Below are 16,593 nucleotides of genomic sequence, written 5' to 3'. Positions count from 1 at the left end.
CTCGAACAGCGGCAAGACCGCGTCGGTCCTTGACAGTATAGGGAGCCTACATTGCCTCGCCTGATCCTGCTTCGCCACGGCCAGAGCCAGTGGAACCTTGAAAACCGCTTCACCGGCTGGTGGGACGTCGACGTCACCGAAAAGGGCGAGGCCGAGGCCCGCGCTGCCGGTGCGCTGCTCAAGGACAAGGGCTTGCTGCCCGACGTCGCCTTCACCTCGCTGCAGACCCGCGCGATCAAGACGCTGCATTTCGCGCTCGAAGCCGCCGGCATCCTGTGGATCCCGGAAACCAAGGACTGGCGCCTGAACGAGCGTCACTACGGCGGCCTGACCGGCCTCGACAAGGCCGAGACCGCCGCCAAGCACGGCGACGAGCAGGTCAAGGTCTGGCGCCGCAGCTTCGACATTCCGCCCCCCGTCATGGACAAGGGCAGCGAGTTCGACCTCTCGGCCGAACCGCGCTACGCGGGCATCGACACGCCGATGACCGAGAGCCTCAAGGACACCATCGCCCGCGTCCTGCCGTATTACGAAGGCTCGATCGTGCCGCACCTCCATGCCGGTTCGACCGTGCTGGTCGCCGCGCACGGCAATTCGCTGCGCGCGCTGGAAAAGCACCTCTCGGGTATCTCCGACGAGGAGATCACCGGTCTGGAAATCCCGACCGGCCAGCCGATCGTCTACGAGCTCGACAACGATCTCAAGGTGCTCGACCGCTACTACCTCTCGGAGCGCTGATCCGTGACTGCACCAGTTGCAATCGTCATGGGCAGCCAGTCCGACTGGCCGACCATGATCAAGGCCGCCGAGATGCTCGACAAGCTGGGCGTCGCTTATGACGCTCGCATCGTCTCGGCGCACCGCACGCCCGAGCGGCTGGTGGACTTCGCGCATGGCGCGGACGGCGAAGGCTTCAAGGTGATCGTCGCCGGGGCAGGGGGCGCTGCCCACCTGCCCGGCATGATTGCCGCGATGACGCATCTTCCGGTGCTCGGCGTGCCGGTGCAGAGCAAGGCGCTGTCGGGACAGGACAGCCTGCTCTCGATCGTGCAGATGCCTGCGGGTATCCCCGTCGGCACGCTGGCGATCGGCGAGGCGGGCGCGGCCAATGCCGGTTTGCTGGCGGCGGCGATCCTGGCCACCTCGGACGAGGCGCTGGCGGGACGGCTCAAGGACTTCCGTGCGGCGCAGACCGCGGGTGTAGCGGAAAAGCCGGTCTGATGTTTCCCGCTTGGCTGAGGTGCTTCGACACGCTCAGCACGAGCGGGGTTGGGTTTTAGAATTTCAGCACTAAGTCCGCTCACCCTGAGCTTGTCGAAGGGCACCGGCACAAGGCAGGCGTAAAGGCGTAATGATCTCTCCCGGCGAAACCATCGGCATTCTTGGCGGCGGCCAGCTCGGGCGGATGATCGCCATGGCGGCGGCGCAGCTTGGCTACCGCTGCCACGTCTACGCGCCCGAGGCGGACTCGATCGCCGCCGACGTCTGCGCCCAGTTCACGTGCGCCGCCTGGGACGATGCCGAGGCCATGGCGAAGTTCGCCGCCGACTGCGCGGTGGTGACCTACGAGTTCGAGAACGTCCCCGTTGGCCCGCTCGCGGCGCTGGGCGACACGCCGTTGCTCGCCCACGCGCGTGCTCTCGAAACCGCGCAGGACCGCCTGAACGAAAAGCGCTTCGTCACTGGCCTCGGCGGCACCCCTGCCCCCTTCGCCCCGGTGGACAGTGCCGAAGACCTTGCGCGGGCCATCGCCGCGATCGGCGCGCCGGGCATCCTCAAGACCCGCCGCGACGGCTATGACGGCAAGGGCCAGTGGCGCATCATGACGCCCGGGGACGCCGCCGCGCTGGACCTTCCCGCGACGCCGCTGATCTACGAGGGCTTCGTCACCTTCTTTGCCGAATTCTCGGTGATCCTGTGCCGCGGCGCGGACGGCGGGGTGCGCTTCTTCGACAGCGCCCACAACGTCCACGAGGGCGGCATCCTGGCACTCAGCACCGTGCCCGCGCCCGCCGACCTACTGGAGCAGGTGCCTGCCGCGCGGGCCCTCGCCACCAAGGTTGCCGATGCACTGGACTATGTCGGCGTGCTGACGCTGGAATTCTTCGCGACGAAGGACGGCCCCGTCTTCAACGAAATGGCGCCGCGCGTCCACAACTCGGGCCACTGGACCATCGAGGGCTCGGTCACCAGCCAGTTCGAGAACCACGTCCGCGCGATCTGCGGGCTGCCGCTGGGCGACACCGGCCTTGCCGCCAAGGGCGTGGAGATGCGCAACCTTATCGGTGACGAGGCGCACGACTGGCCGACGATCCTCGCCGACCCGGCCAACCACCTGCACCTCTACGGCAAGGCCGCCGCCCGTCCGGGGCGCAAGATGGGCCATGTCACGCGGCTGATCCTCGACTGATGGCCCCAAAGATGATGCCGCAGGTTTTCCTCATCTACGCCCGCGCCGAAAACGGCGTGATCGGCCGCGACGGCGCGCTGCCCTGGCGGCTCCCGGCGGACCTCAAGCGGTTCAAGGCGCTGACCATGGGCAAGCCGATGGTGATGGGCCGCAAGACCTTCGACAGCTTTCCCGCGCCGCTGCCCGGCCGCCGTCACATCGTGCTGACCCGCGACACCGGCTGGAGCGCGGAAGGCGCCGAAGTCGCGCATTCGGTGGACGAGGCGTTGGCGCTTGCCGGAGAAGGCGAAGTCGCGGTGATCGGCGGGGCCGAGATCAATGCTCTCTTCCTCCCGCTCGCCGCCCGGATCGAACTGACCGAGATCGCGGGCGATTACGAGGGCGATACCGTAATGCCCGAAGTCGGCCCCGAGTGGGTTGAAATTGCGCGCGACGCCCATGCGGCGGACGGTGCCCGACCGGCACATGCTTTCGTGACTCTCACACGCGCCCTATAGCCGAGACGCCCATGATTCGCCTCGACAACCGCCAACCCGTTCCCGAATCCCTGCGCGGTGCCGTGCTGGCGCTGGGCAACTTCGACGGGTTCCACCAAGGCCATCAGGCCGTGGTGGGCGAGGCGATCGGCTGGGCGAAGGCGCAGGGCCGCCCGGCCATCGTCGCCACCTTCGACCCGCACCCCGTCCGCCACTTCAAGCCCGATGCCGAGCCCTTCCGCCTGACCACGCTGGAGCAGCGGCAGGAACTGTTCGCGGCCGCCGGCGCGGATGCGATGCTGGTGCTGCACTTCGATTCGGCGATGGCGGCGATGCCCGCCGTGCAGTGGATCGAGGAGATGCTGGTGCGTCACATGGGCGCGGTCGGCGTCGTCACCGGCGAGGATTTCACGTTCGGCCGCGCCAAGGGCGGCAATCCGCAATTGCTGCGGGAAGTCGGCGCGGCGCACGGGCTGGAGGGGCGCACCGTCGGTCCGGTCAGCGACGCGGGCGGCACCGTCTCGTCGAGCCGCATCCGCGAGGCGCTCAAGAGCGGCGACTGTCAACTGGCCGCACGCCTGCTGACGCGGCCGTTTGCGATCCGGGGCCGGGTGCAGCATGGCGACAAGCTGGGCCGCACCATCGGCTTTCCCACAGCCAACCTCGACATGGCGAACTACCTGCGCCCGCTCTACGGCATCTATGCGGTGACCGGCCGCATGCCCGATGGCCGCGTGGTCCACGGTGCGGCGAACATTGGCATCCGCCCGACCTTCGACCCGCCCAAGGAACTGCTGGAGCCGCACTTCTTCGACTTCGCAGGCGACCTCTACGGGCAGGAGATCGAGGTGGCGTTCCACCACTTCCTGCGGCCCGAGGCGAAGTTCGATTCGCTCGACGCGCTGATCGAGCAGATGGACCGGGACTGCGTGAAAGCGCGCGAACTGCTGGCGGGTCTCTGACGACGCGGCCAGGCACCCCGTCACCTTGAACTTGTTTCAGGGTCCATCGGGCGGTTGGTGCCGGACTGTCGCTCCACAAGGCCGCACTCGCAGTTTACCATTCCAGCTTCCGGGCTTGCGGCACAATGGACCCTGAAACGAGTTCAGGGTGACGCGGGCAGGGGACGGCGAGCCTCACCGAATCCTCGCACTTCCAACGATCGCGCATTTGTTCTAGTGCCCCGCGATCATGACCGAACAGCGCGACTATCGTAGCACCGTCTTCCTGCCGAAGACCGATTTCCCGATGAAGGCCGGACTCCCCCAGAAGGAGCCGGGCATTCTTGCGCGCTGGCAGTCGGAAAAGATTTACGAGAAGACCCGTGACGCCCGCCGCGGCCGCGACAAGTTCGTGCTGCATGACGGCCCGCCTTATGCCAACGGCGACATGCACATCGGCCACGCGCTGAACCACATCCTCAAGGACATGGTCGTCCGCACCCAGACCCTGCTGGGCAAGGACGCGCCTTACGTTCCCGGCTGGGACTGCCACGGCCTGCCGATCGAGTGGAAGGTCGAGGAAGAGTACCGCAAGAAAAAGAAGAACAAGGACGAGGTTCCGGCGGAGGAATTCCGCGCCGAATGCCGCGCCTATGCCCAGAACTGGGTGAACGTGCAGCGCGAGCAGCTCAAGCGCCTGGGCATCAACGGCGACTGGGACAACCCGTACCTGACGATGGACTTCCAGGCCGAGGCCACCATCGTCGGCGAACTGCTCAAGTTCGCCGAGAACGGCATGCTCTATCGCGGCGCCAAGCCGGTGATGTGGTCGCCGGTGGAGAAGACCGCCCTCGCCGAAGCCGAGGTTGAGTACGAGGACATCACCTCGACCCAGATCGACGTGGCGTTCGAGATCGTTGAGTCGGCCGTGCCCGAACTGGTCGGCGCCTATGCGGTGATCTGGACGACGACGCCCTGGACGATCCCGGTGAACCAGGCTTTGGCTTATGGGCCGGAGGTTGAGTATGTTGTTCTTCAGACGTCTTCACTAGGCGTAGTTGGGTGGGGGGAGCAGGAATCAGCTTCTCATGCCAACGTCGGCCGTGCATTGTTCGGCAGGAAATTCCTGATTGCTGCGGAACTGCAAAAGTCCTTCCAAGAGCGAATGTCCGCATATCTGACTGGCCTGCTGAAAGCGGCTGGTCATGACAGCAAGGTTATCTTCCAAGCCAATGCGGAACTATGGCGCGGCAAAGGCACCGACCTCGCCGGCACCATCGCTCGCCACCCGATGCACGCGCTCGGCGGCTTCTTCGCCGAGCCGCGTCCGCTGCTGGCGGGCGATTTCGTCACCACCGAGAGCGGCACCGGCCTCGTCCACATGGCGCCCGACCATGGCGAGGACGACTTCGATCTGTGCAAGGCCAACGGCATCAACCCCAAGTTCGTGGTCGAGGCCGACGGCAAGTACCGCGAGGACTGGCTGTGGCTGGCCGGACAGGGCTCGGTCATCAACCCGAAGTTCAACGCCCCCGACGGCCCGATCTGCTCCGACCTGCGCGAAGCGGGCGGCTTGCTGGCGGCTTCGGCGGACTACAAGCACTCGTACCCGCACTCGTGGCGTTCCAAGGCCAAGGTGATCTACCGCTGCACCCCGCAGTGGTTCGTGCCGATGGACAAGGCGATGACGCATATCTCGCCCAAGACCCCGGCCGACAAGCGCTGGGAGAACGAGGGCGGGGCGATCGATCCCGCCGAGGAAAACCTGATGGACGCGCCGACGCTTCGTCAGGCGGCGCTGCAGGCCATCGCCGAAACCCGCTTCGTTCCCGACAAGGGCCGCAACCGCATCGGCGCGATGGTCGAGGGGCGCCCCGACTGGGTGCTCTCGCGCCAGCGCGCATGGGGCGTGCCGATCACGCTGTTCGTGCACCGCAAGACCGGCGAATACCTCGTCGATCCCGCCGTCAACGAACGCATCCGCGCCGCGATCCTGGCGAAGGGCGTCGATGGCTGGTCGGACGAAGCCGCGCAGGACCTGCTCGGCAACGGCTACAACGCCGACGATTACGAGCGCGTCGCCGACATTCTCGACGTCTGGTTCGATTCCGGCTCCACGCACGCTTTCGTTCTGGAATCAGGCCGTTGGCCCGATCTGCTGCGCCCCGAAGGCTATACCGGCCCGAAGGCGGATCTCTATCTCGAAGGCTCCGACCAGCATCGCGGCTGGTTCCAGTCCTCGCTGCTGGAAAGCTGCGCCACGCGCGGCCATGCGCCGTACAAGGCGGTGCTGACCCACGGCTTCACGATGGACGCCAAGGGCATGAAGATGTCCAAGTCGCTGGGCAACACGATCAGCCCGCTCAAGGTCATGGAGACCAACGGCGCCGACATCATTCGTCTCTGGGCGCTCTCGGTGGATTTCACCGAGGACCACCGCATCGGCGACGAAATCCTGAAGGGCGTCGCCGACCAGTACCGCAAGCTGCGCAACACCCTGCGCTACCTGCTGGGCGCACTGGACGGCTTCGACGAGGCGGAGCGCCTTCCCGTGTCGGAGATGCCCGAACTGGAGCGCTACGTGCTTGCGCTGCTGGGCAAGCTCGACGCGACGCTGCGCGGGGCGATCGATGCCTTCGACTTCAACACCTACGTCCGGTCGCTGCTCGATTTCTGCAACGAGGACCTCTCCGCGTTCTTCTTCGATATCCGCAAGGACTGCCTCTACTGCGACGCGCCAACGGACCCCAAGCGCCGCGCCTACCGCACGGTGCTGGACACGCTGTTCCACGCGCTGATCCGCTACGCCGCGCCGGTGATCGTGTTCACCGCCGAGGAAACGTGGGGATCGCGCTATCCGGACGGCGACAGCGTTCACCTGCTCGAATGGCCGGAAGTTCCGGCGGTCGAGGCAGACGATGCGAAGTGGGCCCAACTGCGCACGCTGCGCGCGGCTGTGACCGAGGCGATCGAGCCGCTGCGGCGGGAGAAGATCATCGGCTCCAGCCTGGCCGCCGTCGTCACGGTGCCCGAAAGCGCACCTGAGGCCGATCTCGCCGAGCTGTTCATCACCGGGACAGTCACGCGCGGGCAGGGCGAGGAGGTGACCGTCACCCCCTCCACCGACCACAAGTGCGGCCGCTGCTGGCGCCATCTCCCGGAAGTGACCGAGGACGGCGCGCTGTGCGACCGCTGCGACGACGTCGTGGAGCCGGTGGAATGAACCCCTGGATGAAGCGTGTGATCGGCCTGCTGGTCGCCGTGGTCGTCTATGCGATCGACCAGGGCATCAAGGGCTGGATCACCGAAGGCATCGATCTCGACCGGATCGGGCAGGTCTACGTCCTGCCGTTCTTCAACCTGACGTGGACGCAGAACTTCGGCGTCTCGCTCGGCCTGTTCACTGCGGGTTCGCCCGAGGGACGCTGGGCGCTGGTCGCCATGACCGGCGCGATTGCCGCTTTCGTGTTCGTCTGGCTGCTGCGCGAGCGCAAGCTGCCGGAGATCGCGGCGCTCGGCATGGTGCTGGGCGGTGCGGCGGGAAACATCCGCGACCGTTTCGGCGTCGGCTATGTCATCGACTATGCCGACCTGCATTTCGGAGGCTGGCGGCCCTTCCTGATCTTCAATCTTGCGGACGCCGCCATCACCATCGGCGTCCTGATTATCCTTGCCCGTTCCCTGTTTTCGCGCGACAAGCCCGAGACAGAGGCGCAACCCGCCCCGATTGCAGATTAAACGCGAGTTGAATTTGATGCGCATGAAGAAAACCGCTGCCCTCCTCCTCGTCGCGACGGGCGCGGTCATGCTGTCCGCTTGCGGCAGCACCGGCCTGTTCAACCGTGCTCGCCCCGACGAGTTCGCCGTGCAGCGCCAGACCCCGCTGGTGGTGCCGCCCGACTTCTCGCTGAGCCCGCCGAAGCAGGGCCAGCCTCGCCCGGCCGATGATTCGATGCAGCAGCAGACGCTCGATGCGCTGTTTGGCGGCCCGCAGGCCCGCAGCGACATCGAGAAGTCGGCGCTGAGCATGGCAGGCACCGCCGATCCGTCAATCCGCTCGACGGTGGGCGATCCGCAGACCTACACGGTCGCCAAGGGCCAGCTGACACGCGCGATTCTCGCCGCGCCGGAAGGCGATGGGCGTGACGCGCAGACTGCCGTGGGCAGCTGATCTCTCGCTGAAACGATACGAAAAAGGCCGGGCGAAAGTCCGGCCTTTTTCGTATCGTGCAGGGCACAACCCATCATCCCAGCGAAGGCTGGGACCGCTGGCCTGTTACTGCCATAGCGATTGCCCCACCCTTCGTCATTGCGAGCGTAGCGAAGCAATCCAGGGCAGTTCGGCGCCGCTCTGGATTGCTTCGCTACGCTCGCAATGACGATCCAAGGTTTAGCTATCGTCAAAGCGTCCGGTCGAGGGTCGGGCTTTGCGCGGCGAGCGGCCCCAGCCTTCGCTGGGATGACGAGGTGTGTTCTGCGATGCCGGCCCTTAATTCTTTCTGGACATGAAAAAGGGCACGCGGGTCGCACCGCGTGCCCTCTCAATCATGTCTTAGCCGGCCAGCAGGCTTGTCAACCGTCACCGGTGACGCCGTCGTCCTCATCCTCGACGCTGCTGACGAGGAGCTTGTCGATCTTGAGCCCGTCCATGTCGATGACTTCGAAACGCCAGCCCTGATCGATGAAGTGCTCGCCCTCGCGCGGGACCTTGCGCAGTACGTGGAGTACGAGTCCCGCGAGGGTCGCGAAATCACGGTCCTCGGGCAGCGTGATGCCAAGGCGATCCGCCAGCGAATCGGCGGGCATGGCGCCCGAGACCAGCAGTGATCCGTCCTCGCGCTCGGTCACCATGGGCTCGTCGCCCTCGTCCTGATGCGAGACGAAGTTGCCTGCCAGCGCGGCCAGAACGTCGGAGGGGGTCACCACGCCTTCGAGGTGACCGTATTCGTCGTGGACCACAGCCATCGACACTTCGGCGGTCTGCAGCTTGCGCAGGGCGTCCATGGCGTCGAGCTGGTCGGGGATGACCTCGGCCTTGCGCATCATCGCGCGGACCTCGACCGTCCGGCCCTCGACCAGCGCGGCGAGCACTTCCTTGACCTTGAGGATGCCGACCACGTTGTCTGGTGCGCCTTCGCCCGCCACCACCGGCAGCAGCGAGTGCGGCGAGGCGGCGATCTTGGCGCGCAGCTGGGTCTCGTCGGCGTCGGCGTCGATCCAGTCGATCTGGTTGCGCGGGGTCATCAGTTCGCGCACGGGACGCTCGGCGAGACGCATCACGCCGGTCATCATCGCGCGCTCCTCCTCCTCGATCACGCCGGTGCGGGTGGCCTCGGCGAAAATCATGTGGAGTTCCTCGGCGGTGAGACGCTCGGTATCCCCGCTGCGGATCGAGAACAGGCGCAGGATCAGGCCCGAGGACTTGTCGAGCAGCCAGACGAACGGACCCATCGCCGTCGCCAGGATACTCATCGAGCGGGCCATGACCAGCGCAACCGGCTCGGCCATGCGCAGGGCCAGTTGCTTGGGCACCAGTTCGCCGACGACGACGCTGGCGTATGTCGTGGCAATGATCACCAGCGCGAAACCCAGCTCGCCTGCGAAACGGACCGGCACGCCGAGCGTGGCGAGGCGATCGCCGACCGGCTGGCCGAGACTCGCGCCCGAATAAGCGCCCGCGATGATGCCTATGAGCGTGATGCCGATCTGTACCGTCGAGAGGAAGCGGCCCGGGTCGGCTGCCAGTTCCATCGCGGTCAGGGCGGCCCGGCTGCCCTTGTCGGCGGACATCTTGAGGCGCGGCGTGCGCGCGGAGACGATGGCCAGTTCGGACATCGAGAACAGGCCGTTCAGCAGAATCAGCCCGATGATGATGAGGACGTCGGTCCAGGGAAAGGGTGTCACAGTGCTTTCACGGCTAGCAGAGATTGTGCGCCGCGCGAAGAACCCGTGTTGGCCAAACGCCGCATGGCAACGCTTTGCAATGTGTGAGGCAATCTGTTGCGGGCCTGGGAACCGTACGTAATGCTGTGTGTTGAAGGGCGCACAAGCCATTCGCCGTTCATGTTCACTACCGCACAGATGTCCGGTATAAGGGCACATCAAGAGGAAGGGACACCCAAGAGATGAAAAAGTCGCGCCTGATCACTTCGGCCGCCGCGGTCTTCGCGCTGGTTTCGGTTTCCGCCTGCGTCACTGATCCGAACACCGGTGAGCGCAAGGTTTCGCGCACGGCGATCGGCGGCGCAGGCGGCGCGGGCCTTGGCTATCTGCTGGGCAGCGTCATCGGCGGCAAGACCGCACGCATCGTCGGTGCCGGCATCGGCGGCGTCGCGGGCGGCGTCGTCGGCTACCAGATGGACAAGCAGATCAAGGAGCTGAAGGAACAGACCGCCGGTTCGGGCATCGACGTCACCCAGCAGGGCGACGGCATCTTGGTGAACCTGCCGGACGTGACGTTCGCGGTGAATTCCACCGTCGTCAGCCCTTCGTTCCAGACCTCGCTCGACAAGGTCGCGCAGTCGATGGTGCAGTATCCGAACAGCCTCGTCGACGTCTACGGCCACACCGATTCGACCGGCTCGGCCGCCTACAACATGGACCTGTCGAAGCGCCGTGCCGATTCGGTGGCGCGCTACCTGATCAGCCGAGGTGTCTCGTCCTCGCGCATTCAGACGCAGGGCATGGGCATGAACTACCCGGTCGCCGACAACAACACGCCGGAGGGCCGCGCGCTCAACCGCCGTGTCGAGATCAAGATCACGCCGGTCACCACCGACGACGCCAGCTCGGCGAAGTAAGACCTTCCGCAGGAAGCGGGATCGGGGAAGGGGCCGGCGCGGAAAACCGCACCGGCCCCTTCTTCGTAACCACGTGATTTCCATAGAGTAACTTGAAACGCCGCAATATCGGCGTAGTCTGGCCGCGAACAGGGTTCGGGGGGACTTGATGCGTTTCAGGATTGTGGCGGCGGCGCTGGCTGCGTGGTTCTCGGTTACGCCTGCGCAGGCGGCCTGGACCGAGGCGTCGAGCGAACACTTCGTCATCTACGCCAACGATTCCGACAAGGACATCACCCGCTTTGCGCAGCAGCTTGAGCGGTATCACGCGGGGATGGCCTATGTGCTGGGCTCCAAAGTCGCCAAGCCCAGCCCGTCGAACCGGGTCACCGTCTATGTCGTGAAGAACACCCGCGAAGTGCGCGAGCTTCATGGCGGCGACAACAAGTTCGTCGGTGGTTTCTACGTGCCACGGGCAGGGGGCTCGCTGGCGATCGTGCCCGCCGTGCAGAGCGGCAGCGGGCAAGTGACTTGGTCGATGATCGTGTTGCTGCACGAATATGCCCACCACTTCCTGATTTCCAGCAACGTCTCGGCCATGCCACGCTGGCTGAGCGAAGGGTCGGCGGAGTTTTTCGCCTCGGCCAAGTTCGAGGCGGACGGCGGGCTCTGGCTCGGCCGCCCCGCCAGTCACCGCGCGGGGGAACTGCTCTATGCGCAGGACGTCAAGGCGGCGGACCTGCTCGACCCAACCGATTACGACAAGCGCAAGCACACCAGCTACGACGCCTTCTACGGCAAGAGCTGGCTGCTCTATCATTACCTGACCTTTGGCGGCGATCGCAAAGGCCAGTTCACCCGCTACACCGAGCTGCTTGCCAATGGACGCGGCCAGCGCGCCGCAGCGCTGGAAGCTTTCGGCGATTTCGACAAGCTGGAAAAGGATCTCGACCATTACTTGCGGCAGCGGCGGATGACGGCGCTGACGCTCAAGCCGGAACTGCTGACGATCGGCCCGGTGTCGCTGCGCACGCTCTCGGCGGGGGAGGCGGAGATCATGCCGGTGCGCATCCGTTCGCGGCGCGGCGTGTCGAGCGAGGAAGCCGCGACGCTGCTGGTCGAGGCGCGGGCGATCGCGGCGAAGTATCCCGATGATGCAGCGGTGCTCGCCGCGCTGGCTGAGTGTGAATATGACGCCGGGCACGACAAGGAGGCCGTCGCCGCCGCCGATACCGCGATCAGGCGTGATCCCTCGCAAGTCAACGCCTACGTCCAGAAGGGCTATGCGCTGTTCCGCGAGGCTGAGGACAACAAGGGCGACGACAAGGAGCGCGCTGCCGCGTACAAGACGGCGCGGGCTCCCTTCATCGCGCTCAACCGGCTGGAGAACGACCACCCGCTGCCGCTGATCTACTTCTACCGCAGCTTCGTCGAGCAGGGAGAGCAACCTCCGAAACTTGCGGTCGACGGGCTGATCCGGGCAGTGGAACTGGCCCCCTTCGATCTGGGCCTTCGCATGACGCTCGGGACGACGCTGCTGCGGCTGGGGCGTTCCCCGGAAGCCCGCATCGTGCTGGGGCCGGTGGCGAACAACCCGCACGGCGGCGGCATGAGCACCTTCGCGCACAACCTGATCGAGCGGATGGCGAACGATCCCGCCTGGAAGGGTGAGGATATGGGCGAGGAAATGCCCAAGGACTCCGAGGGTGAGGGCGCCGAAGGGTCCTGAGAGGGTGCCGCAGCCGTTCGGTCAGACCGAATAGCGCCGCGCGCGATCTGCGAGTCGCTCGACCGCGGCAGCATGGATGCCATTCGAGGAAACCAGAACGCCGAATGCGCGGGGATCGCGCTTGTTGTAGTTGAGCGGCTGGCCGAAGGCGTCGGTCACCGAGGCGCCCGCCTCGCGTGCGATCAGTGCGGCAGCGGCGATGTCCCACTCGTAGCCCCAGCGCAGGGTCGCCAGAAGATCGGCGTCTCCGGCTGCGATCATGGCCATGCGCAGGGCGATCGAATTGGGCTGCTCGACAAGGGTGAGGTCGGCGTCCTCGGGAGCCAGCTTGAGGGCGGGTACGCGCGATCCGCCCAGCACCTCGCGTTCGCTTGCGGTGAGCCGGGCGCCGTTCAGCCATGCGCCCTTGCCCGCTTCGGCCGACCAGAACTCGCCGCCGTTGTCGCGGTTACGCACGGGGGCGAAGAGGTAGCCCAGCAATGGCCGCCGCGTGTTCACCAGCGCTACCGAAATCGCCCAGCCCTTGCGACCATGAATGTAGTCTCGGGTGCCGTCGATCGGATCGACCAGCCAGACCAGTTCATGGTCCTGCCGATCCTGCGTGTCGGCCGTCTCTTCCGAAAGCCATCCTGCCGCAGGCAGCAATGCGCGCAGTTCGCGCTTGAGGTAGGCATCGACCGCGAGATCGGCGGTGCAGACCGGGCTTCCCGGCGTCTTTTCCCACGATTCGAGCGCGTGCCCATCGCCCGGCCATCCGGCAAGGGCGATGCGTCCGGCCTCCCGGACGATGGCTTCGAGTCGCTTTCTGTCGATCATCGGGCGCGCTCCCGCATCAATTGCTATTAAGAACTGATATCAAATAAGGTCGATGAAATTCGACGTGGCTATGCATTTGCGCAGGCGCCGGGCCTTTTCAAGGGCGCCGGGATGTGCTTAGGCGGACGCCGAACATATGGCTACGGCGCCTTCCCCGGGAACCTCCAGCAGAAAGCGATTTGAGCGATGAACATTCACGAATATCAGGGCAAGGAACTCCTCGCGAAGTATGGCGTGGGCATTCCCGCCGGCATCGCCGCCCTCACCGTCGAAGAGGCAGTCGCTGCTGCCAAGCAGCTCCCCGGACCGCTCTACGTCGTCAAGGCGCAGATCCACGCCGGCGGCCGCGGCAAGGGCAAGTTCAAGGAACTCCCCGCCGACGCCAAGGGCGGCGTGCGTCTTGCCAAGTCGATCGAGGAAGTCGAGGCTTTCGCCAAGGAAATGCTCGGCAACACCCTCGTCACCATCCAGACCGGTGAAGCGGGCAAGCAGGTCAACCGTCTCTACGTGACCGACGGCGTCGACATCGACAAGGAATACTACCTGTCGATGCTGGTGGACCGCAAGACCGGCCGTGTCGCCATGATCGTGTCGACCGAAGGCGGCATGGACATCGAGGAAGTCGCGCACAACACGCCCGAGAAGATCACCACGATCACCATCGATCCGGCCGAAGGCTTCCAGGCGCACCATGGCCGCGCCGTCGCTTTCGCGCTGAACCTGTCGGGTGACCTCAACAAGCAGGCCCAGAAGCTCGCCAAGCAGCTCTACACCGCGTTCATCGCGATGGACTGCGACATGGTCGAGATCAACCCGCTGGTCGAATCGAAGGGCGGCGAGCTGCTCGTCCTCGACACCAAGATGAGCTTCGATTCGAACGCTCTCGCCCGTCACCCCGACATCTTCGCCCTGCGCGACGAGACCGAGGAAGACCCGGCCGAGATCGAAGCCTCGAAGTACGACCTCGCCTACATCAAGCTCGACGGTGACATCGGCTGCATGGTCAACGGCGCCGGCCTTGCCATGGCGACGATGGACATCATCAAGCTGAACGGCATGTTCCCGGCCAACTTCCTCGACGTCGGCGGCGGCGCCAACAAGGAGAAGGTGACCGCGGCGTTCAAGATCATTCTCGCGGACCCCGCAGTGAAGGGCATCCTCGTGAACATCTTCGGCGGCATCATGAAGTGCGACATCATCGCCGAGGGCATCGTTGCCGCGGCGAAGGAAGTGAACCTGCAGGTTCCGCTCGTCGTCCGCCTCGAAGGCACCAACGTCCAGCAGGGCAAGGACATCCTGGCCAACTCGGGCCTCGCGATCGTCCCCGCCAATGACCTGGGCGATGCCGCCAAGAAGATCGTCGCCGAAGTCCAGGCCGTCGCCTGATCCTTTCGGTGATGCGCATCATGCGCACGATCATATAGCGAATATTGAGACGGCGGGGGTTTCGCGACCCCCGCCGTTTCTGCATGTATGCGTTGCGCGAAGTTTCTCTTTTCCCGTCGCAAGCTCTTAGCGCTTTAGCGAGGCTTGACGTCGAGGCAGAGGAACGCGATAGCTCGCACCAGAATTTAATCGTGCGGTTAAATTTGCCGTCCCAGCAGTGAGAGGACAGATCGCAATGAAGATCATCGTGCCCGTTAAGCGGGTCATCGATTACAACGTGAAGCCGCGGGTCAAGGCCGACGGCACGGGCGTTGACCTTGCCAACGTCAAGATGAGCATGAACCCCTTCGACGAGATCGCCGTCGAGGAAGCCATCCGCCTCAAGGAAGCGGGCAAGGCCGAAGAGATCATCGCCGTCTCGGTCGGGCCGGCGAAGGCCCAGGAAACCCTGCGTACCGCGCTCGCCATGGGCGCCGACCGCGCGATCCTGATCGAGACCGACGCCGAAGTCGAACCGCTGGCCGTGGCCAAGATCCTCAAGGCCATCGTAGCCGAAGAGAACCCTGGCCTCGTGATCCTCGGCAAGCAGGCGATCGACGACGATTCGAACCAGACCGGCCAGATGCTCGCCGCGCTGACCGGCCGTCCGCAGGGCACCTTCGCCTCGAAGGTCGATGTTGCCGGCGACTCGGTCTCCGTGACCCGCGAAGTCGATGGCGGCCTCGAGACGGTGAAGCTGTCGCTCCCCGCCATCGTCACCACCGACCTGCGCCTCAACGAGCCGCGCTACGCTTCGCTGCCCAACATCATGAAGGCGAAGAAGAAGCAGCTCGATGTGAAGTCGCCCGCCGACTACGGCGTGGACATCGCGCCGCGTCTCAAGACCCTCAAGGTCTCCGAGCCGCCCGTCCGTTCGGCCGGTATCAAGGTTGCCGACGTCGACGGCCTCGTCGCCAAGCTCAAGGAACTGGGAGTCGCATAATGAAGACGCTCGTTTGGGTCGAACACGACAACGCCTCCGTCAAGGACGCTACCCTCTCCGCCGTCACCGCTGCTGCCAAGCTGGGTGAAGTCCACCTCCTCGTCGCCGGTTCCGGCGCGCGCGCCGTGGCTGACGCCGCCGCGCAGATCGCCGGCGTGGGCAAGGTCCACTTCGCCGACGACGCGGCTTACGAGCACGCGCTGGCCGAGAACATCGCGCCGCTGATCGTGGACCTGATGGGTCACCACGACGCCTTCATTGCGCCGGCCACCACCACCGGCAAGAACGTCGCCCCGCGCGTTGCCGCGCTGCTCGACGTCGCGCAGATCTCGGACATCCTCTCGGTCGAGGGCGAGAAGACCTTCACCCGTCCGATCTACGCTGGCAACGCCATCGCCACCGTCGAATCGAGCGATGCGAAGCTCGTCATCACCGTGCGCGGCACGGCCTTCGCCAAGGCTGAGGCCACTGGCGGTTCGGGCGTGGTCGAGGACGTGACGGGCGCCGGTGACGCGGGCCTCTCCAGCTTCGTGGGCGCGGAAATCGCCAAGTCGGAGCGTCCGGAGCTGACCAGCGCCAAGATCATTGTCTCGGGCGGCCGTGCGCTCAAGGACTCGGAAACCTTCGAGGCTACCATCATGCCGCTGGCGGACAAGCTGGGCGCCGCCGTCGGCGCCTCGCGCGCTGCGGTCGATGCGGGCTACGTGCCCAACGACTACCAGGTCGGCCAGACTGGCAAGATCGTGGCTCCGGAAGTCTACATCGCGGTCGGCATCTCGGGCGCGATCCAGCACCTTGCGGGCATGAAGGACTCCAAGACCATCATCGCCATCAACAAGGACGAGGATGCCCCGATCTTCCAGGTGGCCGACGTGGGCCTCGTGGCGGATCTCTTCACTGCCGTGCCGGAGCTTACCGGCAAGCTTTGAAATCTGAAAATTCCCGTCTGTCACAAATGCTTAACCCCCGGATGCAAATCCGGGGGTTATTTGCTGGGTATCGTGTGGATGTCAGTGCCTACACGATGTGCATGGTCGGGGGACGTTGCAATCATGAGGCATTGGAATTTTTGGG

At 65.4% G+C, this 16,593-nt stretch carries 15 protein-coding genes; 13 read left to right on the top strand and 2 right to left on the bottom strand.

Annotated elements, in window-relative coordinates:
- Positions 1 to 51: 51 nt before the first annotated feature.
- The 8 genes from gpmA (at position 52) to PKE80_RS11445 (ending at position 7,998) form a co-directional block, all read left to right on the top strand.
- Entirely contained in the window at positions 52 to 738 is a 687-nt protein-coding gene (gene gpmA, locus PKE80_RS11480; RefSeq protein WP_211150728.1) for a 2,3-diphosphoglycerate-dependent phosphoglycerate mutase, read from the top strand.
- 27 nt (positions 739 to 765) lie between these two features.
- A complete protein-coding gene (gene purE / locus PKE80_RS11475; protein ID WP_081799006.1) occupies positions 766 to 1,221 on the top strand; it encodes a 5-(carboxyamino)imidazole ribonucleotide mutase in 456 nt (151 codons plus the stop codon).
- A 130-nt stretch (positions 1,222 to 1,351) separates the two neighbouring features.
- A complete protein-coding gene (locus tag PKE80_RS11470; RefSeq protein WP_271182576.1) occupies positions 1,352 to 2,410 on the top strand; it encodes a 5-(carboxyamino)imidazole ribonucleotide synthase in 1,059 nt (352 codons plus the stop codon).
- An 11-nt stretch (positions 2,411 to 2,421) separates the two neighbouring features.
- On the top strand, positions 2,422 to 2,907 hold the full coding sequence (locus PKE80_RS11465; protein WP_271182575.1) for a dihydrofolate reductase: 486 nt from the start codon (positions 2,422 to 2,424) through the stop codon (positions 2,905 to 2,907).
- Between the two features lie 11 nt (positions 2,908 to 2,918).
- Complete coding sequence (locus PKE80_RS11460) at positions 2,919 to 3,848, top strand: bifunctional riboflavin kinase/FAD synthetase (protein ID WP_271182574.1); 930 nt, start codon at positions 2,919 to 2,921, stop codon at positions 3,846 to 3,848.
- A gap of 229 nt (positions 3,849 to 4,077) precedes the next feature.
- The gene (gene ileS, locus PKE80_RS11455) at positions 4,078 to 7,050 is read left to right on the top strand and encodes an isoleucine--tRNA ligase (protein ID WP_271182573.1); all 2,973 of its coding nucleotides are present in this window, start codon (positions 4,078 to 4,080) and stop codon (positions 7,048 to 7,050) included.
- A gap of 8 nt (positions 7,051 to 7,058) precedes the next feature.
- Positions 7,059 to 7,565: a signal peptidase II gene (gene lspA, locus PKE80_RS11450; protein ID WP_271182572.1), complete on the top strand. Its 507-nt coding sequence runs from the start codon at positions 7,059 to 7,061 to the stop codon at positions 7,563 to 7,565.
- Between the two features lie 16 nt (positions 7,566 to 7,581).
- Entirely contained in the window at positions 7,582 to 7,998 is a 417-nt protein-coding gene (locus PKE80_RS11445) for a DUF3035 domain-containing protein (protein ID WP_271182571.1), read from the top strand.
- Between the two features lie 401 nt (positions 7,999 to 8,399).
- On the opposite strand, the gene PKE80_RS11440 is transcribed toward PKE80_RS11445, so the two are convergent.
- Positions 8,400 to 9,731, bottom strand: coding sequence for a hemolysin family protein (locus tag PKE80_RS11440; protein WP_271182570.1), 1,332 nt, complete (start codon positions 9,729 to 9,731; stop codon positions 8,400 to 8,402).
- 221 nt (positions 9,732 to 9,952) lie between these two features.
- Between PKE80_RS11440 and PKE80_RS11435 the strand changes: the two genes are divergently transcribed.
- Both PKE80_RS11435 and PKE80_RS11430 read left to right on the top strand, forming a co-directional pair.
- Positions 9,953 to 10,627, top strand: a complete 675-nt coding sequence (locus PKE80_RS11435) for a YiaD family glycine zipper/OmpA-like lipoprotein (protein ID WP_008832505.1) — start codon at positions 9,953 to 9,955, stop codon at positions 10,625 to 10,627.
- A 148-nt stretch (positions 10,628 to 10,775) separates the two neighbouring features.
- Entirely contained in the window at positions 10,776 to 12,335 is a 1,560-nt protein-coding gene (locus tag PKE80_RS11430; protein WP_271182569.1) for a DUF1570 domain-containing protein, read from the top strand.
- A gap of 21 nt (positions 12,336 to 12,356) precedes the next feature.
- Here the strand turns inward: PKE80_RS11430 and PKE80_RS11425 are convergent, their stop codons facing one another.
- Positions 12,357 to 13,151: a 3'(2'),5'-bisphosphate nucleotidase CysQ gene (locus PKE80_RS11425; RefSeq protein WP_008829362.1), complete on the bottom strand. Its 795-nt coding sequence runs from the start codon at positions 13,149 to 13,151 to the stop codon at positions 12,357 to 12,359.
- Positions 13,152 to 13,337: 186 nt separating this feature from the next.
- Between PKE80_RS11425 and sucC the strand changes: the two genes are divergently transcribed.
- From sucC to PKE80_RS11410, 3 genes are all read left to right on the top strand, one after another.
- Positions 13,338 to 14,537 (top strand): ADP-forming succinate--CoA ligase subunit beta, encoded by a 1,200-nt coding sequence (sucC, locus tag PKE80_RS11420; protein ID WP_271182568.1) that lies wholly within the window; start codon positions 13,338 to 13,340, stop codon positions 14,535 to 14,537.
- Between the two features lie 235 nt (positions 14,538 to 14,772).
- Complete coding sequence (locus PKE80_RS11415; RefSeq protein ID WP_069708595.1) at positions 14,773 to 15,519, top strand: electron transfer flavoprotein subunit beta/FixA family protein; 747 nt, start codon at positions 14,773 to 14,775, stop codon at positions 15,517 to 15,519.
- Positions 15,519 to 16,448: an electron transfer flavoprotein subunit alpha/FixB family protein gene (locus tag PKE80_RS11410; RefSeq protein WP_271182567.1), complete on the top strand. Its 930-nt coding sequence runs from the start codon at positions 15,519 to 15,521 to the stop codon at positions 16,446 to 16,448. The genes PKE80_RS11415 and PKE80_RS11410 overlap by 1 nt, the downstream gene beginning before the upstream one ends.
- The last annotated feature ends 145 nt before the right edge of the window (positions 16,449 to 16,593 follow it).

The organism is Novosphingobium resinovorum, from assembly GCF_027922145.1.
Taxonomy (GTDB): Bacteria; Pseudomonadota; Alphaproteobacteria; order Sphingomonadales; family Sphingomonadaceae; genus Novosphingobium; species Novosphingobium resinovorum.
Note: the sequence above shows the minus strand (reverse complement) of the source record. Positions and strands in the feature narration are given on the sequence as shown.